The sequence below is a fragment of the Brevundimonas naejangsanensis DSM 23858 genome (genome assembly GCF_000421705.1).
Taxonomy (GTDB): domain Bacteria; phylum Pseudomonadota; class Alphaproteobacteria; order Caulobacterales; family Caulobacteraceae; genus Brevundimonas; species Brevundimonas naejangsanensis.
Map to the genome: position 1 here is coordinate 1 of NZ_ATXN01000005.1, position 19,369 is coordinate 19,369.

24 protein-coding genes and 1 tRNA gene are annotated in these 19,369 nt (G+C 67.3%); 11 read left to right on the forward strand and 14 right to left on the reverse strand.

The window, feature by feature from the left end:
- Both H556_RS0111065 and H556_RS0111070 read left to right on the forward strand, forming a co-directional pair.
- Positions 1-356, forward strand: a 356-nt coding sequence (locus H556_RS0111065) for an OmpA family protein (RefSeq protein WP_029673549.1), incomplete at its 5' end; no start/stop codon positions are given.
- Positions 357-531: 175 nt separating this feature from the next.
- Entirely contained in the window at positions 532-1,848 is a 1,317-nt protein-coding gene (locus H556_RS0111070; protein WP_024354488.1) for a UDP-glucose dehydrogenase family protein, read from the forward strand.
- Positions 1,849-1,858: 10 nt separating this feature from the next.
- Here H556_RS0111070 and H556_RS16740 read toward each other — a convergent pair whose 3' ends face one another.
- Positions 1,859-1,981 carry a hypothetical protein gene (locus H556_RS16740; RefSeq protein ID WP_272866969.1) on the reverse strand — a complete coding sequence of 41 codons (123 nt, stop codon included), beginning with the start codon at positions 1,979-1,981 and terminating at the stop codon, positions 1,859-1,861.
- Positions 1,982-2,103: 122 nt separating this feature from the next.
- Positions 2,104-2,778, reverse strand: a complete 675-nt coding sequence (locus tag H556_RS0111080; protein WP_024354490.1) for a YiaD family glycine zipper/OmpA-like lipoprotein — start codon at positions 2,776-2,778, stop codon at positions 2,104-2,106.
- 223 nt (positions 2,779-3,001) lie between these two features.
- Here H556_RS0111080 and H556_RS0111085 point away from each other — a divergent pair, with 223 nt between their 5' ends.
- Positions 3,002-3,424 carry an Hsp20 family protein gene (locus H556_RS0111085; protein ID WP_024354491.1) on the forward strand — a complete coding sequence of 141 codons (423 nt, stop codon included), beginning with the start codon at positions 3,002-3,004 and terminating at the stop codon, positions 3,422-3,424.
- A gap of 59 nt (positions 3,425-3,483) precedes the next feature.
- On the forward strand, positions 3,484-3,738 hold the full coding sequence (locus H556_RS0111090; RefSeq protein WP_003169641.1) for a DUF1150 family protein: 255 nt from the start codon (positions 3,484-3,486) through the stop codon (positions 3,736-3,738).
- Positions 3,739-3,792: 54 nt separating this feature from the next.
- Here the strand turns inward: H556_RS0111090 and ptsN are convergent, their stop codons facing one another.
- The 11 genes from ptsN to rplU all read right to left on the reverse strand — a co-directional run bounded on the left by ptsN (position 3,793) and on the right by rplU (position 11,258).
- Positions 3,793-4,257, reverse strand: coding sequence for a PTS IIA-like nitrogen regulatory protein PtsN (gene ptsN / locus H556_RS0111095; RefSeq protein ID WP_024354492.1), 465 nt, complete (start codon positions 4,255-4,257; stop codon positions 3,793-3,795).
- 79 nt (positions 4,258-4,336) lie between these two features.
- Positions 4,337-4,984: a ribosome hibernation-promoting factor, HPF/YfiA family gene (gene hpf, locus H556_RS0111100; protein WP_024354493.1), complete on the reverse strand. Its 648-nt coding sequence runs from the start codon at positions 4,982-4,984 to the stop codon at positions 4,337-4,339.
- 76 nt (positions 4,985-5,060) lie between these two features.
- Positions 5,061-6,578, reverse strand: coding sequence for an RNA polymerase factor sigma-54 (rpoN, locus tag H556_RS0111105; protein ID WP_024354494.1), 1,518 nt, complete (start codon positions 6,576-6,578; stop codon positions 5,061-5,063).
- A gap of 112 nt (positions 6,579-6,690) precedes the next feature.
- Positions 6,691-7,491 carry an LPS export ABC transporter ATP-binding protein gene (gene lptB / locus H556_RS0111110; protein WP_024354495.1) on the reverse strand — a complete coding sequence of 267 codons (801 nt, stop codon included), beginning with the start codon at positions 7,489-7,491 and terminating at the stop codon, positions 6,691-6,693.
- Positions 7,492-7,497: 6 nt separating this feature from the next.
- Positions 7,498-7,995, reverse strand: coding sequence for an LptA/OstA family protein (locus H556_RS0111115; RefSeq protein ID WP_024354496.1), 498 nt, complete (start codon positions 7,993-7,995; stop codon positions 7,498-7,500).
- Positions 7,992-8,654, reverse strand: coding sequence for an LPS export ABC transporter periplasmic protein LptC (gene lptC / locus H556_RS0111120; RefSeq protein ID WP_024354497.1), 663 nt, complete (start codon positions 8,652-8,654; stop codon positions 7,992-7,994). Before lptC ends, H556_RS0111115 begins: the two co-directional genes overlap by 4 nt.
- 22 nt (positions 8,655-8,676) lie before the next feature.
- On the reverse strand, positions 8,677-9,291 hold the full coding sequence (locus H556_RS0111125) for a ribonuclease D (RefSeq protein ID WP_024354498.1): 615 nt from the start codon (positions 9,289-9,291) through the stop codon (positions 8,677-8,679).
- Positions 9,292-9,466: 175 nt separating this feature from the next.
- Positions 9,467-9,553, reverse strand: a tRNA-Leu gene (locus H556_RS0111130).
- 124 nt (positions 9,554-9,677) lie between these two features.
- Positions 9,678-10,211: a GNAT family N-acetyltransferase gene (locus H556_RS0111135; protein ID WP_024354499.1), complete on the reverse strand. Its 534-nt coding sequence runs from the start codon at positions 10,209-10,211 to the stop codon at positions 9,678-9,680.
- A gap of 177 nt (positions 10,212-10,388) precedes the next feature.
- Positions 10,389-10,673, reverse strand: coding sequence for a 50S ribosomal protein L27 (gene rpmA / locus H556_RS0111140; protein ID WP_024354500.1), 285 nt, complete (start codon positions 10,671-10,673; stop codon positions 10,389-10,391).
- 96 nt (positions 10,674-10,769) lie between these two features.
- Positions 10,770-11,258, reverse strand: a complete 489-nt coding sequence (gene rplU / locus H556_RS0111145) for a 50S ribosomal protein L21 (RefSeq protein WP_003169630.1) — start codon at positions 11,256-11,258, stop codon at positions 10,770-10,772.
- A gap of 294 nt (positions 11,259-11,552) precedes the next feature.
- On the opposite strand from rplU, the gene H556_RS0111150 reads away from it, so the two are divergent.
- The 4 genes from H556_RS0111150 to H556_RS0111165 all read left to right on the forward strand — a co-directional run bounded on the left by H556_RS0111150 (position 11,553) and on the right by H556_RS0111165 (position 14,644).
- Complete coding sequence (locus H556_RS0111150; protein ID WP_024354501.1) at positions 11,553-12,221, forward strand: hypothetical protein; 669 nt, start codon at positions 11,553-11,555, stop codon at positions 12,219-12,221.
- Between the two features lie 86 nt (positions 12,222-12,307).
- Positions 12,308-13,294 (forward strand): cation diffusion facilitator family transporter, encoded by a 987-nt coding sequence (locus H556_RS0111155; RefSeq protein WP_024354502.1) that lies wholly within the window; start codon positions 12,308-12,310, stop codon positions 13,292-13,294.
- 49 nt (positions 13,295-13,343) lie between these two features.
- On the forward strand, positions 13,344-14,438 hold the full coding sequence (locus H556_RS0111160) for a CobW family GTP-binding protein (RefSeq protein ID WP_024354503.1): 1,095 nt from the start codon (positions 13,344-13,346) through the stop codon (positions 14,436-14,438).
- The gene (locus H556_RS0111165) at positions 14,435-14,644 is read left to right on the forward strand and encodes a DUF2093 domain-containing protein (RefSeq protein ID WP_024354504.1); all 210 of its coding nucleotides are present in this window, start codon (positions 14,435-14,437) and stop codon (positions 14,642-14,644) included. Before H556_RS0111160 ends, H556_RS0111165 begins: the two co-directional genes overlap by 4 nt.
- A gap of 60 nt (positions 14,645-14,704) precedes the next feature.
- Here H556_RS0111165 and H556_RS0111170 read toward each other — a convergent pair whose 3' ends face one another.
- Positions 14,705-15,391 carry an alpha/beta fold hydrolase gene (locus H556_RS0111170; RefSeq protein WP_024354505.1) on the reverse strand — a complete coding sequence of 229 codons (687 nt, stop codon included), beginning with the start codon at positions 15,389-15,391 and terminating at the stop codon, positions 14,705-14,707.
- A 143-nt stretch (positions 15,392-15,534) separates the two neighbouring features.
- On the opposite strand from H556_RS0111170, the gene H556_RS0111175 reads away from it, so the two are divergent.
- The 3 genes from H556_RS0111175 to H556_RS0111185 all read left to right on the forward strand — a co-directional run bounded on the left by H556_RS0111175 (position 15,535) and on the right by H556_RS0111185 (position 19,315).
- Entirely contained in the window at positions 15,535-16,500 is a 966-nt protein-coding gene (locus tag H556_RS0111175) for a WD40 repeat domain-containing protein (RefSeq protein ID WP_024354506.1), read from the forward strand.
- A 40-nt stretch (positions 16,501-16,540) separates the two neighbouring features.
- The gene (gene mtgA / locus H556_RS0111180) at positions 16,541-17,248 is read left to right on the forward strand and encodes a monofunctional biosynthetic peptidoglycan transglycosylase (protein WP_024354507.1); all 708 of its coding nucleotides are present in this window, start codon (positions 16,541-16,543) and stop codon (positions 17,246-17,248) included.
- A 174-nt stretch (positions 17,249-17,422) separates the two neighbouring features.
- Complete coding sequence (locus H556_RS0111185) at positions 17,423-19,315, forward strand: TadE/TadG family type IV pilus assembly protein (protein ID WP_051130267.1); 1,893 nt, start codon at positions 17,423-17,425, stop codon at positions 19,313-19,315.
- Positions 19,316-19,369 lie beyond the last annotated feature (54 nt).

Sequence of the window (19,369 nt, forward strand, 5' to 3'; positions counted from 1 at the left end):
CGCCGCCTCCGGCCAAGCCGGCTGCGCGTCAGTTCGTGGTCTACTTCGACTTCGACCGTTCGGACCTGACGGCGGAAGCCCGCTCGGTGGTGACGCAAGCCGCCAACTACGCCAAGTCGGGCGCTCCGACGCGCGTGCTGGTGGTCGGCCACACCGACACCTCGGGCAACGCGGCCTACAACATGGGCCTGTCCAACCGCCGTGCGCGCACCGTGGCTGACGCCCTGGTCGCTCAAGGCGTCAACGGCGGGGGGATCTCGCTGGACGGCAAGGGCGAGACCCAGCCGGCCAAGGCCACCGGCGACGGCGTGCGTGAGCCGCTGAACCGCCGCGCCACCGTCGACATCAACTTCTAAGGCTCAAGGGGGCCGGCTCATCCCGGCCCCCGCGACCGAAGAAGCGTCGATAAGATCAAGGACGGTCAGCCCGCATGGGCCGATCGTCCTTTTTCTTTGCGCCAAAGCGGCCCTTGCTGGCGCCCGTCATCATCGACGGCTATCTGCTGAAGACGACTTCAAGAGGAGTGCTTTGATGCGCGTCGCCATGATCGGAACGGGCTATGTCGGCCTGGTGTCTGGGGCCTGTTTCGCCGATTTCGGCCACACGGTGACCTGCGTCGACAAGGACGCCTCCAAGATCGACCGGCTGCACCAGAACATCATGCCCATCTATGAGCCGGGCCTGGACGATCTGGTGGCGACCAACGTCAAGGGGGGGCGCCTGTCCTTCGCCACGGACGGCGCCGAGGCCATCCGCTCGGCCGACGCCGTCTTCATCGCCGTGGGCACGCCCTCGCGGCGCGGCGACGGCCATGCGGACCTGTCCTACGTCTATGCGGCGGCCGAGGAGATCGCCGATCTGATGCAGGGCTTCACCGTCGTGGTGACCAAGTCCACCGTCCCGGTCGGCACCGGGGACGAGATCGAGCGCATCATCCGCGAACGCCGCCCCGACGCCGACTTCGCCGTCGTCTCCAACCCCGAATTCCTGCGCGAAGGCGCCGCCATCGGCGATTTCAAGCGGCCGGACCGCGTCGTCGTCGGTACGGATAACGAGCGCGCGCGCGCCGTCATGGCCGAACTCTATCGCCCGCTGAACCTGAACGAGACGCCGATCATGTTCACCGGCCGCCGCACCTCCGAACTGATCAAATATGCGGCCAACGCCTTCCTGGCGATGAAGATCACTTTCATCAACGAGGTCGCCGACCTGTGCGAGGCGGTCGGCGCCGATGTGCAGCAGGTGGCCCGCGGCATCGGTCTGGACAACCGCATCGGCTCGAAGTTCCTGCACGCCGGGCCGGGCTACGGCGGTTCGTGCTTTCCCAAGGACACCCTGGCCCTGGTGCGCACGGCGACCGACGCCGGCTCGCCGGTTCGTCTCATCGAGACGACGGTGGCCATCAACGACGCCCGCAAGAAGGCGATGGCCGACCGCGTGGCCAAGGCGCTTGGCGGCGATCTGAAGGGCAGGACGGTCGCCCTGCTGGGTCTGACCTTCAAGCCGAACACCGACGACATGCGCGATGCGCCGTCCTTGGATGTCGCGCCGGCCCTGATCGCGCGCGGGGCGACGGTTCACGCCTATGACCCCGAGGGCATGGAGGAAGCCGCCAAGCTTCTGGACGGGGTGGTCTTCAAGAACGGCCCCTATGACGCGGTCGAGGGCGCCGACGTGGTGGTGATCCTGACCGAATGGAACCAGTTCCGCGCCCTGGATCTGGACCGGGTCAAGCTGCTGTTGAAGCAGCCGGTCATGGTCGATCTGCGCAACGTCTATCGCCCGGACGACATGAAGGCGCGGGGCTTCCGCTATACGTCGATCGGTCGTCCCGACCACGCCGCCTGATCAGCGGGTTCTAGAAGAACAGGGCCCGTCCCGCTGCAATGACGACGGCGGCTGTCACCACGGCGGCGAACGCCGCCGTGGCGCCAAGCCTCAACGCCCTGCCCAGCGCCCGACCCGGCGCGTCGTCATCCATGTGAATCTCCCTGATTGCGAACACCAAAGCCGTGCGGGCAGGGAACCGCAAGGGTGTACAGGGCAAAGAAAAAGGGCGGCCCGGTCACGGGCCGCCCTCCATCCTCGACAAAGGCGTCGGGATCAGCCGGTGAACGGACGGATCAGGATTTCGACGCGGCGGTTCTGGGCCTTGCCCTCGACCGTATCGTTCGAGGCGATCGGATTGCGGGCGCTCATGCCGGCGACGTAGAGGCGCTCGCGCATCACGCCGCGGTCGATCAGATAGGAGGCGACCGACGACGCCCGGCGTTCCGACAGCGGCTGGTTGATCGCATCGCCGCCCGAGGCGTCGGTATGGCCGATCACGTCGACCATCGAGCGATCATATTCGTTCAGCACCCGTGCGACATCGTCCAGCACCGGCAGGAAGCGGGTGTCCAGCGACGACTGGTTGGTGGCGAAGGTCACGTCCGAGGGCATGCGCAGCACCAGGTTGTCGCCCTGGCGCCCCACGCCGACGCCGGTGCCCGAAAGCTCGGCTTCCAGCGCGCGTTGCTGGCGGTCCATGTACTGGCCGACCCCGGCCCCGGCCAGGGCGCCGACGCCTGCGCCGATGAGGGCGTTCTTGCGGCCCTGCTCGCCGCTGGAGGTGTTGGTCAGATAGCCCAGCAGGGCGCCGCCGACGGCGCCGGCGATCGCGCCCGTGCCGGTGTTGTTGCGACGCGGCGCAGAGCTGTAGGGGTCAGTGGTGGTGCAGGCGGCGGCGCCCAGCAGGGCGGCGATGCTCAGGCCTGTGACGGCAAGCTTGGCGCGCATAGGTGATCCTTTCGATAGTGATCCGGTCGCAGAAACGCAGGCCATATGGTGAAGGTTCCAATCTGTACCCGTCATGAACGGAACCGGCAGGGTTTTCACAGCGGTTGCGACCTCGGCGAGCGTTGACCGCACGGCCCCGGCCCCCCATCTGTAACAGCGGCCGGGCGCTTTGCCGATCGCGGGAGGCGCCGGACGGCCGAGGTCGCTTTTCCATGAGGACCCCATGACCACCCGCGCCGTGCTGTTCGACAGCCCCTTCCTGCTGGGCTTCGACCAAACCCGAGCCCTGATCGACCGCGCCGCCAAGGCGGCGGGCGAGAGCTATCCGCCCTATAACGTCGAACAGATCGGCGATGCGGCCGTCCGCATCACCCTGGCGGTGGCCGGATTCACGCCGGACGACCTTTCCGTCACCGTCGAAGGACGCCAGCTGACCATTACCGGCAAGCGCGAGGACGCAGGCCGCGACCCGCAGGCCTTCCTGCATCGGGGCATCGCCGCGCGCGGCTTCGTGCGCAGCTTCGTTCTGGCCGACGGGCTGGAGATTTCCGGCGCCCGGCTGGAGCACGGCCTGTTGCACGTCGAGCTGATCCGCCCGGAGCAGGAAAAGCTGGTGCGGCGCATCCCCATCACCACGACGGGCTGAACCAGCCGTCGAACCGCTCGGCTTTCCGGGCGTTCAGTCAAGCGTAAGGAGGCGGTCTTATGACGCCCATCATGACTAAAAAGGACTTCGCCGGTTTCGGCGCCCCTGATCTTGTTTACGTCCGCGCCATCCGCGCCTCGGATGTGATGGCCGACGCCCACGTGGAGCCGGCGGCCGATATCGAGATCGATCCCGATCAGATCCTCTACGCGGTGCACGGCGCCGACGGCGAGCGTCTGGCCGTCATGCTGGATCGCGAAACCGCCTTCGCCGCGGCCGTGGCGCACGAGCTGGAGCCGGTCTCGGTCCATTGATTTCTTTGGAAGAATAAAGGCGCGGGCCTCCTGGGCGCCGCGCCTTTTCGTTGGTCAGGCGGCCGTCTTGGACACGTCCTTGACGAACAGGGCGCGGATGGCGTCCACGGTCCGCGCCTGACGCAGTTGCTCGCGCAGTTCCGGCGAGCGCAGGGCGCGCGACACCGCCGCCAGGGCGCGCAGATGCTCGGCCCCGGCGTCCGTCGGCGCGAACAGGGCGAACAACAGGTCCACCGGACGATCGTCCAGCGATTCATAGGCCACCGGCGTGTCCAGCCGCACGAAGACGGCGCACACCTGCTCCAGACCCTTTATGCGGGCGTGCGGGACGGCGACGCCCGAGCCCAGGCCGGTCGAGCCCAGAGCTTCGCGTTCCAGCAGGGCCTCGAAGGTGCGCTCGGCGTCCATGCCGGTCGCGCTGGCGAAAGCTTCGGCGACGGCGTGCAGCGCCTGACGCTTGGATGACGCGCCGCCGCGCAGGACGATCCCGTCCGGCGACAACAAATCAGCAATGTCCATGACTACCCCGAAATCGGTACCCGACATGTGCGGAAGGGCGAGGGCCTTCTAGCGCCTTCGCCCCTCCAGCGGAAGTCTCTCAGCCGACCCGTTTCGCCGCGCCGTTCACCGTGCGCTCCGGGTCGATCCAGCCGACGTTGCCGTCCGGGCGACGATAGACCACGGCCAGGCCGCCGTGGGCGGCGTTGCGGAACATCACCAGCGGATAGCCGGTCATGTCCAGTTCGGCCACGGCGCGACCGACCGTGAGGGTGCGGATTTCGGCCTGGGTCTCGGCGATCACCATGCCCACGGGGGGCGGTTCATCGGGGCGACCCGCATCGCCGAATTCTTCATCCTCGACTGAATCGGGATCGCGGAAGACGGTCATGGCGGCGACTTCACGCGCAGCGTCTTCGGTCTTCTCGGGCGACAGGCCCTTGGGACCGATATGGTGATCCTTCAGGCGGCGCTTATAGCGGCGGACCCGCTTCTCCAGCTTGTCCAGACTGTCAGCGAAAGCAGCCTGGGCGTCGCCGCCGAACCCGGTCGTCACCAGCGACTGACCCGAGGCGAGACGCACCCAGCAATCGACGCGGAAGCCATGGCGATCCTTCGAGACCACGACCTCGGCGTCCTGGGCGCCGCGGGCGAAATATTTGCCGATGCCCTCTTCGAGTTCCTGGGAGATGCGCGAGCCTAGCGCTTCGCCGACATCCACTTGTTTGCCGCTGACTTGTATCTGCATAGCCATACAACGCGACGGACCGCGTTTGGTGTCAACGTCGATCACCGATTTGTGGTGAAGCTTGGCGGGGCCGTGATCAGGCGGTCTTGAGCAGGCGACGGCGCTGGACCGACGACGGAATTTTCAAGGCTTCCCGATACTTGGCGACCGTGCGCCGGGCGATGTCGATGCCGGCCTCATTGAGGATTTCGACGATCCGATCGTCGCTCAGCACTTCGCCGTCCGCGTCCTCGCCGTCGATCATGGTCTTTATCCGGCGACGCACCGCTTCGGCCGAATGTGCGGCGCCGCCGTCGCTGGACTGGATGGCGGCGGTGAAGAAGAATTTCAGCTCGAACACCCCGCGCGGGGTGGAGACGTATTTGTTCGAGGTGACGCGGCTGACGGTGGATTCGTGCATCTCGATGGCTTCCGCCACCGTCTTCAGCGTCAGCGGGCGCAGGAACTCGACGCCGAAGGCCAGGAAGGCGTCCTGCTGGCGCACGATCTCGGACGAGACCTTGAGGATGGTCTTGGCGCGCTGGTCCAGCGACTTGACCAGCCAACTGGCCTGGGCGGCGCAGTCGGCGACGAAGGTCTTCTCCGTGTCGGACCGGGCGCCCGCCGCGATCACCGAATGATAGCGCTTGTCCATCAGTAGCCGGGGCAGGGTGTCGGCGTTCAGCTCGACCCGCCAGCCGCCCGCTGGATCCGGGCGCACATGAACGTCGGGCACCACGGTCTGCGCCGGTTCGCCGCCGAACCCCGCGCCGGGGCGCGGCGTCAGGCCCTTAAGCTCGGCGATCATCTCGCCCAGGTCCTCGGCGTCGACGCCGCAGGCCTTGCGCAGGGCGGTCAGGTCGCGCCGCGCCAGAAGCTCCAGATTGTCCAGCAGGGCGCCCATCGCCGGATCGAAGCGGTTGCGCTCGACCAGTTGCAGCGTCAGGCATTCGGCGATCGAACGGGCCATCACCCCCGTCGGCTCGAACCCGTGGCAGACGCTCAGAATTGCCTCCACGCGGCTGATATCCACGCCCAGCCGCTCGGCGATTTCACCCAGATCGACGCGCAGATAGCCGCCTTCGTCCGTGGCGTCGATCAGGGTCAGGGCGATGCCGTGGTCGGCCGCCGACAGGCCCGCCGCCGAGGCCTGGGCCTGCAGATGCTCCCACAGGGTCAGGTCGCGATGATCGGGGCGCTCGCGCTCTTCGCCGTCAGCCATGCCGCCGGCGCCCGTGCGGGACCAGTCGTTCAGGCCGGGCTGGGCGGCGCCGTCCTCCTGACGGTCGCTGACCCGTTCGCCAGGCGCGGCGTCGCCGTACAGGTCGTCCGAGGCGGCGTCCATGTTCTGGGCGTGGGCGTCGGACCCTTCGACGAATCTCAGTTCCGCCTCGTCGCCGCCGTCAGCCGAGGCGGCGTCGTTGGCGGCGTCCGGCGCGCCGTCGTTTCCGGCGTCGGTCTCGTCGCGTTGCAGCAGGGGATTGCGTTCCAGCTCAGCCTCGACGAAGGCCTCAAGCTCCAGGTTCGACAGTTGCAGCAGCTTGATCGCCTGCTGCAGCTGGGGCGTGATGACCAGCCCCTGCCCCTGCCTGACCTCCAGCCTCTGACCGATCACGTCGCTTCAACCCCGCATGCAGGCGCTGTTGGCCCGCTTCTTGCTGGGGATCATGGCGCAGAGCCGTTAACGGGGGATGAGCGGGGCTTTACCTTGGCCCTGCGGCTCGGCCTCAGCCGTACATCTCGCCCAGATAGACGCGGCGCACCTCGGCGTCGGCGACGGCTTCTTCAGCTGTGCCCTCGAACAGCAGAGAGCCGGACGAGATGATCGAGACGCGGTCGATGATGTCCAGCGTCTCGCGCACATTGTGGTCGGTGATCAGCACGCCGATGCCCTGGCTCGACAGATAGCGGATCACCTGGCGGATATCGGCGATGGCCAGCGGGTCGATGCCCGCGAACGGCTCGTCCAGCAGCATGAAGCTGGGTCGCGCGGCCAGGGCGCGGGCGATCTCGACGCGGCGCCGCTCGCCGCCCGACAGGCCGGTGGCCGGGGCGTGGCGCAGGTGGTCGATGCGCAGCTCCTCCAGCAGGCGGGTGGTCTCGTCGCGAACCCCGGCGGCGGTCTTCTCGCGCAGTTCGACCACGGCCTTGACGTTCTGCTCGACCGTCATGCCGCGGAAGATGGAGGCTTCCTGCGCCAGATAGCCCAGGCCCATGCGCGCGCGCTGGTACATGGGCTGCTGGGTGATGTCCTCATTGTCCAGCCAGATCGAGCCGCTGTCGGCGGGGATCAGGCCGGTGATCATGTAGAAGCAGGTCGTCTTGCCCGCCCCGTTCGGCCCCAGCAGGCCGCAGACCTCGCCGCGCTGGACGTTCAGCGAGACGTCGCGCACCACCTGCCGCTGGCCGAAGCTGCGGGCGATGTGTTCGACGCGCAGACCCGTCGGATACGCGTTTTCGACCGCCGGCGCCGTCGGTTCGACGACGGGGCCGTCCAGGTTCAGGGCGGAGAGTTCCTTGCGCGCCACGCCGCCTCAGTTCCCTTGCGGATAGAAGACGCCCTGGACGCGGCCGTTGCCGCCGCCGCCCTCGATACGCGCCGTCTCGGTGCGGACGTTGTAGACGAGGCGGCTGCCGGTCAGCACGCTCTTTCCCTGGGTCAGGATCACGTCGCCGGTCACCACGACGTTGCCGTCGTTCAGGGTGTAGACGGCGCGGTCGCCCTTCATGCTCTGGTCCGGGGTGACGAAGTAGACGCCGCCGCTGGCCTCGATACGGTTCAGGTCGCCATTGGACGTAAAGCCCCGGATGGCGTCGGCCCGCAGGCGGTTGCCGCCCTGCGTCACCTCGGCCCGGCCGCGAAGCGAGAAGCCGTCGGGCGTATATTCGCCGCTGTCGGCGCCGTACTGGACCGGCTGGCGGCTGGCGTCGGCGCGGGTGCTGGCGTTCTGGGCTCCCGAAACGGCGGGCAGCATCAGGGCGGTCAGCAGGGCGGCGCCCGCGATCGTCAGCTTGGACTTGGACAGTTTCATCGGTCGGCTCCGGCGGGATTGATCGTCCCGGTTACCTTGTTTTCGCCCTGGCCGTTGAAGACGACCCTCTGGCCCTGATCATAGATCGCATAAGACGAAGCATCGATGCTTCCAAGGGGGCCGCGACCCTGCACCCCCTTGTCGCCGGTGACGACGCCGGTGTCGGTGTCCACCACCGCTTCGGGCGTGGTCAGCTCCCAGCCCGTGCCGCCATCGGAAATCTTCACGTTCGGGCCGATGACGACCTTGCGCTGGGCTTCCAGATAGGTCCCGCCGTCGGCGCTCAGTTCCGTCGTCTTGCGCGCGCCCAGGTTCAGCCTCAGCAACGGGCCGACCAGGCGGAAATGGCCGCTTGCCGGATCGCGCACCGCCCCCTGGGCCCCGATAACGAAGGAGCGTCCCTGCGCGTCCTGGCCGTGGAACATCGGATTATCCAGGCGGATCTCGCGGCTTTCGCTGGCCTTGCGCTCGACCCCCGACATGACGGTGCGGAACACGGTCCAGGTCAGGGCGCCGCCCGCCAGCATCAGGATGACGATGGGCAGGACGCGCCGATACAGCTTTACCCGCCGCGAGCGCGTGCGCCAGCGTTCGCCGGCGCGGGCGACGCGCACCTCGTCGGCGCGCTTCTGCTCGTCCTGGGCGTGCTGTTCGCTCATCGGCGTTTCAGGTCCGATCCTTCTAGGCGTGGGCGAAGATGTCGATCTCGTCCCAACCGGCTAGGTCGAGGCGCGAACGCATGGGCAGGAAGTCGAAGCAGGCCTGGGCCAGCTCCATGCGGCCTTCGCGCACCAGCATCTCGTTCAGCCGGTTCATGATGACGTGCAGGTAGAGAACGTCCGAGGCGGCGTAGTCCAGCTGCGCCTGGCTCAGTTCGGCCGCGCCCCAGTCCGAGCTCTGCTGCGCCTTGGACATGTCGACCCCGGCCAGTTCGCGCGACACGTCCTTCAGGCCGTGGCGGTCGGTATAGGTGCGCGCCAGCTTGGACGCGATCTTGGTGCAGTAGACCGGCCGCGTCTCGACGCCCAGGTGCAGCTCGAACATGCCGATGTCGAAACGGCCGAAGTGGAATATCTTCAGCACCTTGGGATCGGTCAGCAGCCGCTTCAGGTTGGGGCAGTCATAGGCCGGGCGGTTCAGGCGCACGACGTGGGCGTTTCCGTCGCCCGACGACAGCTGCACCACGCACAGCGGATCGCGGCGGAAGCGCAGGCCCATCGTCTCGGAATCGATCGCCACCTCAGGGCCCAGGTCCAGGCCGTCGGGCAGATCGCCTTCGTGGAAATAAACCGTCATGCGCGCAAACTCGTTCGTCGTTCAGGCCGCAACATAGACGAACCGCGCGCCACCGCCAGAACACAGGCGCCGGAACTCAGGCTCGACTTCGCCGTCGCGGCCGCAGGGGAGGGGATATCAGGGCCGAAATGACAAACGGCGCCGCATCCTATCGGATACAGCGCCGCTTGAGAAATGGTGCCCAGGAGAAGACTCGAACTTCCACGACCGTTAAGCCACTGGCACCTGAAGCCAGCGCGTCTACCAATTCCGCCACCTGGGCCCGGTGGGTCGCCCCGCCGAGGGCCGGACTAATAGGGGGGACCCTCGGGGCGGTCAACAGGCTTTTTTCGCTTTCGTGAAAAAACTGCGCCGTTGACCAAAAGCTCCGGGAAATCCGCGCACTATCAGGCCAGCCAGACCATCATCCGCGTATCGGCGCTCTCGCCCCGCGCGCGGCTGAAGGCCGGACGGGTCTCGCCGGTATACAGGAACCCCGCCTTTTCCAGCACCCGGCCCGAGGCGGGGTTGTCGGCAAAGTGGCCCGCCATCAGGGCGCGGCGCTTCCATCGCGTCGAGGCCCAGACCAGAGCGCCTTGCAGCGCCTCGGTCGCATAGCCGCGGCCCCAGAATTCGCGTCCGATCCAGTATCCGGTCTCGGGCACGGCGTCGGCGTCGTGGAACATGCCGACGACGCCCACGGGGCCGTGGTCCTCGTGCTCGATCAGGAAGGTGTTGGCCTTCTTCGGGTCCTGCGACGCCACCTGCAGCACGAAGTCCTCGGCATGGTCGACGCCGAAGGGGTGGGGCATCCGCTTGGTCATGCGGGCGATGTCGTGGTCATTGGCCAGGGCCGCGATCCGCGACACGTCCTGGGCGCCGGGGGCGCGCAGCAGCAGGCGCCGCGTCTCGACGACGGGAGAGGTTTCGATCACGCACATGGTTCGGCCTCGATGTCTTCGGCGCCGCCTCCTTGGAGGGCTCGGACGGCTTTCGAGGCGGGGAAACGCAAACGGGGAGCCTGGTGATCCAGACTCCCCGCGGAATATTTTCCCTTGGTCCGGATCGGCTGCTGTCGAGAGCAACGCGATCCGGGGAAATACTGTCCTGGCTTCGCGTTACTCGGCGGCCATCGCCTGGGCGTCGTCGTTGGCCGGGAGAATCGACACGTAACAACGGCCGCCACGTTTGGTCGTGAACTGCACCGAGCCGGTCACAGTGGCGAACAGGGTGTGGTCGCGGCCCAGGCCGACGTTCGTGCCCGGGTGGAATTTGGTGCCGCGCTGACGCACGAGGATGTTGCCGGCCAGCACGTGCTCGCCGCCGAACTTCTTCACGCCAAGGCGCTTCGACTCTGAGTCGCGGCCGTTACGCGACGAACCGCCAGATTTCTTGTGAGCCATCTTGCTGCTCCTCTTCCTTGGTGCGCTACCGCCCGTTCGGGCTGCTTGAGCGCTCCATCTGTCCTGCTAGGCGCTGATCCAGCGCCGGTGAAAAACTTAGGCTTCGGCGCCTTCGGCGGCGTCAGCCTTGGCGGCCTTCTTGGCCGGAGCCTTCTTGGCCTTCGGGGCCTCGGCTTCGACAGCCTCGACGCGCGGGGCCAGGCCGCGGGCGCGGGCGTTGATCTCAGCCTTGGTGATCAACTCGACCTTGCCGTCCCACTTGGCCTTCTCGCCGGCGCCTTCGATGCCGGTGATGCGCAGGACCGATTCCATCTGGCGATGGCCGTTCGTGCGGCGATAGCCCTGACGACGGATCTTCTTGAAGATCTTGATCTTCTCGCCCTTACGGGTCTCGATCAGCGTGGCTGCGACAGCGGCGCCGTCGATCAGCGGAGCGCCGACCGTAACACCCTTGTCGCCGCCCAGCATGAGGACTTCACCGAAATTGACGGCAGCGCCAGCGTCGCCGTCGATCTTCTCGACAACAATCACATCGCCCGGTTGAACCCGGTACTGCTTTCCGCCGGTCTTGATCACCGCGTACATTAGGAAGCCTCAGCGTGAACGCAAAAATGGATGCGCCCGCCAGGAGACCCTGCGGGCGAAGAGCGGCGACATATACGGATGGTCACGGAAGAGTCAACGTGAAACGGACGCCCAAGGGGGCAAAACCCGCCTGAAACGGGTTCTGAGTCGACTCTGTGGCTGCGATGCACGGGCGTGCAAGCGTGGGGCGAGTTCGAAGCCCCTTATATATGAAGACGCGACGTGGCGCCGCGGACGAAGATTCTTCGCCGATTCTTCTCGACCGTTATAAGGTAACACTCTAAGGGAGCGGCCATGTCCTCTCCCGATCTCGCCGAGCCGGTGCTGCTGTCGCTTCTGGGCGGCGGCTTCGTCGCGGCCTTCCTGCACGCGGCCCTGCCGACCCACTGGCTGCCGTTCGTCCTGGTCGGACGGGCGCAGCGCTGGAGCGTGGCGCGGGTGATGACGACCGTGGTGACGGCCGGATTGGCCCATATCGCATCCACGGCCCTGGTGGGATCGCTGATCGTGGCGGCGGGCCTGGCGTTGAACCGCTGGGTCGAGGGCCTGCTGCCGCATCTGTCGGCGGGCCTGCTGTTCCTGTTCGGCGCCTTCTATCTGGCCAAGGCGTCGTTGAAGCGTACGGCGACGGCGGGCGGACCGGCGATGGACGCGGGCGAGGGGGCCGGGCCTGCCGTCTCCGATCGGGCGGCCTTTCTGGGGCTGGTGCTGATGATGGCGGTGACGCCGGGCGAAGTGCTTCTGCCTATCTATCTGTCTTCGGCGACCGAAGGCTTCTGGGCTCTGGGCCTTCTGACGCTGGTGTTTGCGGCGGGGACGGTGCTGGGCATGACCCTGCTGGCGGCGCTGGCGACGGCGGGTTACTCCATCCTGCGGCTGGAGCGGTGGGCGCGCTATGAAGGAGCCATTCTGGGCGGGGCCCTGATCCTGATCGGCTTCCTGGTGCTGACGCATCAGCACTGAGTTTCGATAGGTTATATATTTACATTCAAAGACTTGTGTCTTGCGGGGCTTGACCTTGCCGCGTGGGAAGACCTAGCTGGGCGGACATGGCGCACGAACACGCACACGGTCATGAAGGCCACGATCATTCCCACGGCCCAGGGCATGGCCAGGGTCATTCGCACAGCCACAGCCACAGCCACAGCCACGGCCTGGGCGGTCACCATCACGGGCCGACCGACACCGGCGACTGGCGCTACGCCGTCGGACTGATCGTTAACCTGGCCTTCGTCGCGGTTGAGTTCATAGCGGGCTTCATCGCCGACTCCACCGCCCTGATGGCGGATGCGGGGCACAATCTTTCAGACGTTCTCGGCCTGGCGATGGCGGGCGGCGCGGCCTGGCTGGCCCGGCGCGCGGCGGGGGCCAGACGCACCTACGGCTACGGCAAGGCGACGGTGCTGGCGGCGCTGGGCAACGCCCTGCTGCTGATCTTCGCCTGCGGCGCCATCGCCTTCGAGGCGGTGCGTCGTCTGGCCGAGCCCGCGCCGGTGGCCTCGGGCATGATCATCGCCGTGGCGGGGATCGGCTTCATCATCAATCTGGGCACGGCCCTGATGTTCATGAAGGACCAGCACAAGGACCTGAACGTGCGCGGCGCCTATCTGCACATGATGGCCGACGCCGGGGTCTCGCTGGGCGTGGTCATCGCCGGCGTCGTCATTCTGTTCACCGGCTGGGCCATGATCGACGGGATCGTCAGCCTGATCATCGTCGCCGTCATCATGATCGGGACCTGGGGGCTGCTGAAGGATTCGGTGAATCTGGCGCTGGACGCCGCGCCCAACGGCCTCGACGTGGCCGAGATCCGCAGCGCGCTTCTGGCCCTGCCGGGGGTGACGGCGGTGCACGACCTGCACGTGTGGGGCCTGTCGACCACCGACGCCGCCCTGACCGCCCATCTGGTGCATCAGCGCCCCGACCCCGACGCCCTTCTGGCCGAGGCGCAAGGGCTGGCGCGCGGCCGCTTCGACATCAGCCACACGACGCTGCAGCTGGAAACGGGCGTCCTGCCGGATTGTCCGGCCTGCTGAACGGTTTCGCCTCTTCCCAAGGCGGCCCTCAGCCGCCATCTAGCGAGCCATGACCCAGAAGACACCCGTGACCGTCCTCACCGGCTACCTCGGCGCCGGCAAGACCACCCTGCTGAACCGCATCCTCACCGAGGACCACGGCAAGCGCTACGCCGTCATCGTCAATGAGTTCGGCGAGATCGGCATCGACAACGACCTGGTGGTCGGCGCCGACGAGGATGTGTTCGAGATGAACAACGGCTGCGTCTGCTGCACGGTGCGCGGCGACCTGATCCGCGTGGTCAACGGCCTGATGAAGCGCCAGCGCCCCGGCAAGCCCGCCTTCGACGCCATCATCGTCGAGACGACCGGCCTGGCCGACCCCGGCCCGGTGGCCCAGACCTTCTTCGTCGACGACGAGGTCAAGGCCAAGACCCAGCTGGACAGCGTCACCGCCCTGGTCGACGCCAAACACGTCATGGCGCGTCTGGATGACTCGAAAGAGGCGCGCGAGCAGGTCGCGTTCGCCGACCGCATCATCCTGAACAAGATCGATCTGGTGGACGAGGCCGCTCTGGCCGAGGTCGAAGGCCGCCTGCGTGCGCTGAACCCTCTGGCTCCCATCGTCCGCGCCGAGCGTTCGAACGTGCCGCTGGATCAGGTGCTGGGCCTGCACGCCTTCGATCTGGACCGCATCCTTGAGGTCAAGCCGGACTTCGTGAATCCGCCCCACGGCGCCGAAGGCCACGTTCATGACGAACACTGCGGCCACGGGCATGACCATGCCGAGGATCATGTTCACGACGAGCATTGCGGTCATGACCATGACCACGATCATGCGCACGGCCCACGCGGTCACGCCCACAACGACGACATCAAGGGCATCTCCCTGACGCTGGACCGCCCGCTGAACGGGGCCAAATTCACCGCCTGGCTGGACCGCCTGCTGGGCGAGCAGGGCCAGAACATCCTGCGCGCCAAGGGCATCATCGACGTTCAGGGCGAGGACCGCCGTCTGGTCTTCCAGGCCGTGCACATGATCCTCGAAGGCGACCTTCAGCAGCCCTGGGGCGAGAAGGAACGTCGCTGGAGCCGCGCCGTCTTCATCGGCCGCGATCTGGACGAGGCCGAACTCAAGGCCGGGTTCGAGGCCTGCGCGGCATGAACCCGCCGCCCCGCCCGCGCGCAGAAGCCAAGCTGATCTACGGCACGCCCGAGTTCGAGATCGTGCAGCACGGCGACCACGTGCGTTGCGCGGTCTCGGGCGCGCCGATCCCGCTGGAGGCCCTCAACTACTGGAGCGTCGAGCTTCAGGAGGCCTACGCGTCCGGCGAACTGATGACGAAGCGCTGGGTCGAAACGCATAAATAAACCCTCACCCTTTCGCCTGTACCAATCGCTGACGCTCTTGGAGGCTCAAGCCCTCTCCCATCAGGAGAGGGTGTTCAGCCATTCCGTCATAACCCGCGCCAGCGCCTTCGGCTGTTCCAGCGGGATCATGTGGCCGCTGTGCGTCACCGTCTTCAGCGTCGAACCTTTGATCCCGCGATGCAGCTCCTCCGCCTCTTCAGCGCTGCGCAGCCGATCCGCATCCGCCGCCACGATCAGCGTCGGCTGAACAATCTCGCCCAGCCGGTCCAGATCGCCCGCCCGCGCCATCGCCGACTGGCGGTGAAACACCTCGCCGCCTAACCGCAAGCCCATGTCCCGCACCCGCGCGATCATCGCCTCGTCGTTCGCCAGATCGGGGTGCAGGGACGAGACGATGGCCGGACGGCTCAACCCCTTGAACGCCCTCGGCGGCGCCTTCAGCGACGAGCGCCGCTGGCGGATCAACTCTTCCGTATCCCCGCGCGCCGAGGTGGCGATCAGGATCAGGGCCTCGACCCGCTCCGGCGCGATCCGCGCCAGCTCCCGCGCCACATAGCCGCCCATGGAGAAGCCCACGGCGACGAACCGCTCCGGCGCATCGCTCAGGATGGCCGCCGCCATGCTCTCGATGTTCTCGCCCCGGCTGAGGTCGGTGGCGACCAGCGACCCGAACGGGGCCAGATCGTCGGTCATATCGTGCCAAAGGGTCGCATCGGCCATGAAGCCGGGAATGAGCAGCAGGGTCATGGTCCCCTCATAGACCCGCCACGCGACAGACGCGACGCAGGACGCGACAAGCTGGAGCGAAGATCTGAGCTCACATGCGTTCGCATGTGAACCGATTTCGCTCTATGAGGCCCGTCTGACTTTCTCGCTTTTTGTGAGCCGACATGACGACCTTCTCCTTCGACGCCCAGGTCACCGCCGCCCTGTTCGACAAGACGGGCGCGATCTTCGCCCTGGGCGACGGCTCGGTGCGGTTCGAGAGCGGCGCTCGCAGCGAGGTCCATGACGGCGCCGTCCTGTGCGCCTGCGTCCACCCCTCGGGCGAGGGGATCGTCACCGGCGGCGACGACGGCAAGCTGGTCTGGAGCCGCGAGGGCGAGGCCGTGCTGCTGGCCCAGACCAAGGGGCAATGGATCGACGCCGTCGCCGCCTCGGCCGAGTCGGGCCTGATCGCCTTTTCCTCGGGCCGCGCGCTGACGGTGCTGGACAGCAAGGACGTGGCTTTCCGCCGCGAGTTCCAGCATGAGCGCACCGTCTCGGGCGTAGCCTTCGACCCCAAGGGCCGCCGCATCGCCGCCTCGACCTATGGCGGCGCCTGGCTGTGGTACGCCCGCATCGAGCAGCAGCAGCCGACGAAGCTGGCCTGGGCCGGGTCGCACCTGGCGGTCGGCTTCTCGACCGACGGCGCCTTCGTCGTCACCTCCATGCAGGACAACCAACTGCACGGCTGGCGCCTGAAGGATCAGAAGAACATGCGGATGGGCGGCTATCCGTCCAAGATCAAGAGCTTCGCCTTCATGGCCAAGGGCCAGCTTCTGGCCACCTCGGGCGCGCAGGGCGTGGTGCTGTGGCCCTTCGTGGGCGCCAACGGCCCGATGGGCCGCGAGGCGACCGAGATCGGCTTCGACGAGACGACGCTGATCGCCCAGGTCGCCGCCGCCCCCGCCCACGGCCGTCTGGCGGCGGGCCTGGAAGACGGGCGCGTCTGGTGGGCTGATCCGGCCGGGCGCGGCCTTCAGTTCGTCAAGCAGGACAAGGGCGCCCCCATCACCGCCCTGGCCATGAGTTCCGGCGCCGCCCGCATCGCCTGGGCGGATGAAGACGGTCACGCGGGCGTGGCTTCGCTCTGATCGCGCTTGCGCTGAAGCTTGGCTGAGGCAGGATGACGGCATGACCCGCGCAAAGGGCCGCAGGCGGCGGCCGATCCTGACCCTGCTCGTGATCCTGGCTCTGTTCCCGTTGGCCGGGGTGGCGGTGCATCGCTTTTTGCCGCCTCTCGCCACGATCCTGATGGTCCAGCAGGCGGCGGCCGGGCGTGGCATGGACTATCGCTGGCGCTCGCTGGACCGCATCTCGCCGCGTCTGGTCGAGGCGGTGATCGCCGCCGAGGACGCCCGGTTCTGCCAGCACCACGGCTTCGACGTCGAGGCCATCCAGAAGGCGCTGGAGGCCAACGAGCGCGCCGAGCAGCGCGGCTCGGGCAAGGTGCGCGGCGGCTCGACCATCAGCCAGCAGACCGCCAAGAACGTCTTCCTGTGGCCCGGCCGCGACTGGGTCCGCAAGGGGCTGGAGGCGGGCTATACCGGCCTGATCGAGATCGGCTGGGGCAAGCGGCGGATCATGGAGATGTATCTGAACGTCGCCGAATGGGCGCCGGGCGTCTATGGCGCGGAGGCCGCCTCGCGCCACTGGTTCAACAAGAGCGCGGACAAGCTGACGGCCGCCGAGGCCGCGCGCCTGGCCGCCATCCTGCCCAGCCCGCGCCGCTACAACGCGGCCGCGCCCGGCCCCTACGTTCGCCGCCGCGCCGCCCGCATCCATGCGGCCATGGGCACGGTGCGCCAGCAGGGGCTGGACGCCTGCGTCGATCGCCGCTGAAGCCTGCCGTTTCGCAACCCGCCGTTAACCGTGAACTTGGGGCCAAGCCTTAACGGACCCGCGTCATGCTAGGCGGACTGCGGACCTGGGCGTCTGCGCGCGAGACGGGATTTCACGGTGAAACACGGTCTGAAACGAGCTGGGCGGGGTCTACGCCTCTTCGTCCGCCGCCTGATGCGCCAGACCCAGGGCAATGTCGCCCTGATGTTCGCTATCGCCCTGCCGATCCTGATGATGATCACCCTGGGCGCCATCGACCTGCATCAGGCGTCCAAGGTGAAGGCCGAGCTTCAGGACGCGCTGGACGCCGCCGCCCTGGCCGCCGCCCGTTCGGTCTATGCTGACGACGCCAACATCAACCGGGTGGGCATGGCCGCGCTGAAGGCCAATATGCCGCGCTATTTCCAGGCTGGTTCGGCGGATACGGCGACCTTTGTCCTGGCGAACAACCGAGTGACTGGCGAGGCGCGTGTCAATGTGAAGGTGCTGGTCGCCAACGTCTTCCTGCCGCCCTACGGCAAGCTTCTGGACGACTATCTGCCGGTCGGCACCCGCTCCGAAGTCCTGCGCGCCTCGCGCAACGTCGAGGTGGCGATGGCGCTGGACATCACGGGGTCGATGGACAACTGCACGCGCAACTGTCCGCCGACGTCCAAGCTTCAGGACCTGCAGGCGGCGGCCAAGGATCTGATCGACATCGTGGTTCAGGACCAGCAGACGCCCTTCTACTCCAAGGTGGCGCTGGTCCCGTATGCGGCGGGGGTGAACGTCGGGTCGCTGGCGGCTCAGGCGCGTGGGCCGCTGGACAGCACGACCCGTTCCGTCACGGCCGCGTCGTGGGTGAGCGGGACGGTGCGCACGATCACGAGCATTTCGCGGGCCTCGCCAACGACCATCACCTCCAACGGCCACGGTTTCGTCAACGGCGATCGGGTGGTGCTGTGGAACGTCCAGGACATCGCGGGCCTGAATGGGGTTCCCTATGAGGTGGTGAGGATCTCCAACAACCAGTTCCAGCTCAGGACGCTGTCGGCGTCGGGCGCGGCCTCCAGCTATCAGGGCTCGTCCACCAGCACGACGAAATCGGCCTATGTCGCCAGATGCGTGCGCAGCGACTGCGGCCTGACGGTCACTGTCGCGAGCCACGGCCTGTCGGTGAACGACCATGTCCGCCTGACCAGCATGGGCGGCCTGGCCCAGTTGAACGAGGCGGGGTTCCGCGTGGCGAGCGTCAGCGGATCGCAACTGGTTCTGGATACGACGCGCAGTCTGGGTCTGGTCCGAACCTCAAAGGGCGGCGTCTCCTATTCCAGCGGCGGTCAGCTGATGAACGGGCGCGACGGCGCTGAATGGCGCGTCTTCTCCACGGCGGACGGCTACGTCAACGTGCTCGCCTCCAGCACCTGCGTCAGCGAGCGCGTCGGGGCCGAGCGCTATACAGAGGCGCGGCCGTCCACCGCTTATGTCGGCCGCAGCTATCTGGATTCGGGCAACGCCTGCCCCAGCGCCGCCATTACCCCGCTGACGGCCAGCGCCAGCGCCCTGAAGACCAAGATCGACCAGATGCGCGGCGGCGGCTCGACCGCAGGCCAGATCGGCATCGCCTGGGCCTGGTATATGGTGTCGCCCAACTTCGCCTCCCTGTTCGACGGGGCGGGCAAGCCGGGCGCCTATGCGCCGACGGAGACGCTTAAGGTCGCCATCCTGATGACCGACGGCGAGTTCAACACGCCCTTCCGCGACGGGGTCATCGGCCTGGACGCAGGAACGGGCAGCGGCGCCCTGAACACCCACATCAACCTGAACTCCTCCAACGGCGATCCTTTCGCCCAGTCGGTCGAACTGTGCCGGGCGATGCACGCGCAAGGCGTGGTGGTCTATACGGTCGGCTTCGACCTGGGCAGCGACACGGGCAGGCCGAACGTCATCGACAGCGCCCTGGACGTCATGGAGGCCTGCGCCACCAACAAGAACACCCACTTCTTCCAGGCCAACAGCGGCGCCGATCTGAAGGAAGCCTTCCGCGCCATCGGCCGCGACATCACCCGCCTGCGCATCGCCCGCTGAGGCGGGGTCTCGCCAAGGCATGGCGGGGGGGCAAAAAAGGGCCGGCGGATCGCT

Coding starts and splice junctions, on each gene's coding strand:
- H556_RS0111070 (WP_024354488.1), top strand. CDS start 532: ATGCGCGTCGCCATGATCGGAACGGGCTATGTCGGCCTGGTGTCTGGG.
- H556_RS16740 (WP_272866969.1), bottom strand. CDS start 1,981: ATGGATGACGACGCGCCGGGTCGGGCGCTGGGCAGGGCGTTGAGGCTT.
- H556_RS0111080 (WP_024354490.1), bottom strand. CDS start 2,778: ATGCGCGCCAAGCTTGCCGTCACAGGCCTGAGCATCGCCGCCCTGCTG.
- H556_RS0111085 (WP_024354491.1), top strand. CDS start 3,002: ATGACCACCCGCGCCGTGCTGTTCGACAGCCCCTTCCTGCTGGGCTTC.
- H556_RS0111090 (WP_003169641.1), top strand. CDS start 3,484: ATGACGCCCATCATGACTAAAAAGGACTTCGCCGGTTTCGGCGCCCCT.
- ptsN (WP_024354492.1), bottom strand. CDS start 4,257: ATGGACATTGCTGATTTGTTGTCGCCGGACGGGATCGTCCTGCGCGGC.
- hpf (WP_024354493.1), bottom strand. CDS start 4,984: ATGCAGATACAAGTCAGCGGCAAACAAGTGGATGTCGGCGAAGCGCTA.
- H556_RS0111115 (WP_024354496.1), bottom strand. CDS start 7,995: ATGAAACTGTCCAAGTCCAAGCTGACGATCGCGGGCGCCGCCCTGCTG.
- lptC (WP_024354497.1), bottom strand. CDS start 8,654: ATGAGCGAACAGCACGCCCAGGACGAGCAGAAGCGCGCCGACGAGGTG.
- H556_RS0111125 (WP_024354498.1), bottom strand. CDS start 9,291: ATGACGGTTTATTTCCACGAAGGCGATCTGCCCGACGGCCTGGACCTG.
- H556_RS0111135 (WP_024354499.1), bottom strand. CDS start 10,211: ATGTGCGTGATCGAAACCTCTCCCGTCGTCGAGACGCGGCGCCTGCTG.
- rpmA (WP_024354500.1), bottom strand. CDS start 10,673: ATGGCTCACAAGAAATCTGGCGGTTCGTCGCGTAACGGCCGCGACTCA.
- rplU (WP_003169630.1), bottom strand. CDS start 11,258: ATGTACGCGGTGATCAAGACCGGCGGAAAGCAGTACCGGGTTCAACCG.
- H556_RS0111150 (WP_024354501.1), top strand. CDS start 11,553: ATGTCCTCTCCCGATCTCGCCGAGCCGGTGCTGCTGTCGCTTCTGGGC.
- H556_RS0111155 (WP_024354502.1), top strand. CDS start 12,308: ATGGCGCACGAACACGCACACGGTCATGAAGGCCACGATCATTCCCAC.
- H556_RS0111160 (WP_024354503.1), top strand. CDS start 13,344: ATGACCCAGAAGACACCCGTGACCGTCCTCACCGGCTACCTCGGCGCC.
- H556_RS0111165 (WP_024354504.1), top strand. CDS start 14,435: ATGAACCCGCCGCCCCGCCCGCGCGCAGAAGCCAAGCTGATCTACGGC.
- H556_RS0111170 (WP_024354505.1), bottom strand. CDS start 15,391: ATGACCCTGCTGCTCATTCCCGGCTTCATGGCCGATGCGACCCTTTGG.
- H556_RS0111175 (WP_024354506.1), top strand. CDS start 15,535: ATGACGACCTTCTCCTTCGACGCCCAGGTCACCGCCGCCCTGTTCGAC.
- mtgA (WP_024354507.1), top strand. CDS start 16,541: ATGACCCGCGCAAAGGGCCGCAGGCGGCGGCCGATCCTGACCCTGCTC.
- H556_RS0111185 (WP_051130267.1), top strand. CDS start 17,423: ATGCGCCAGACCCAGGGCAATGTCGCCCTGATGTTCGCTATCGCCCTG.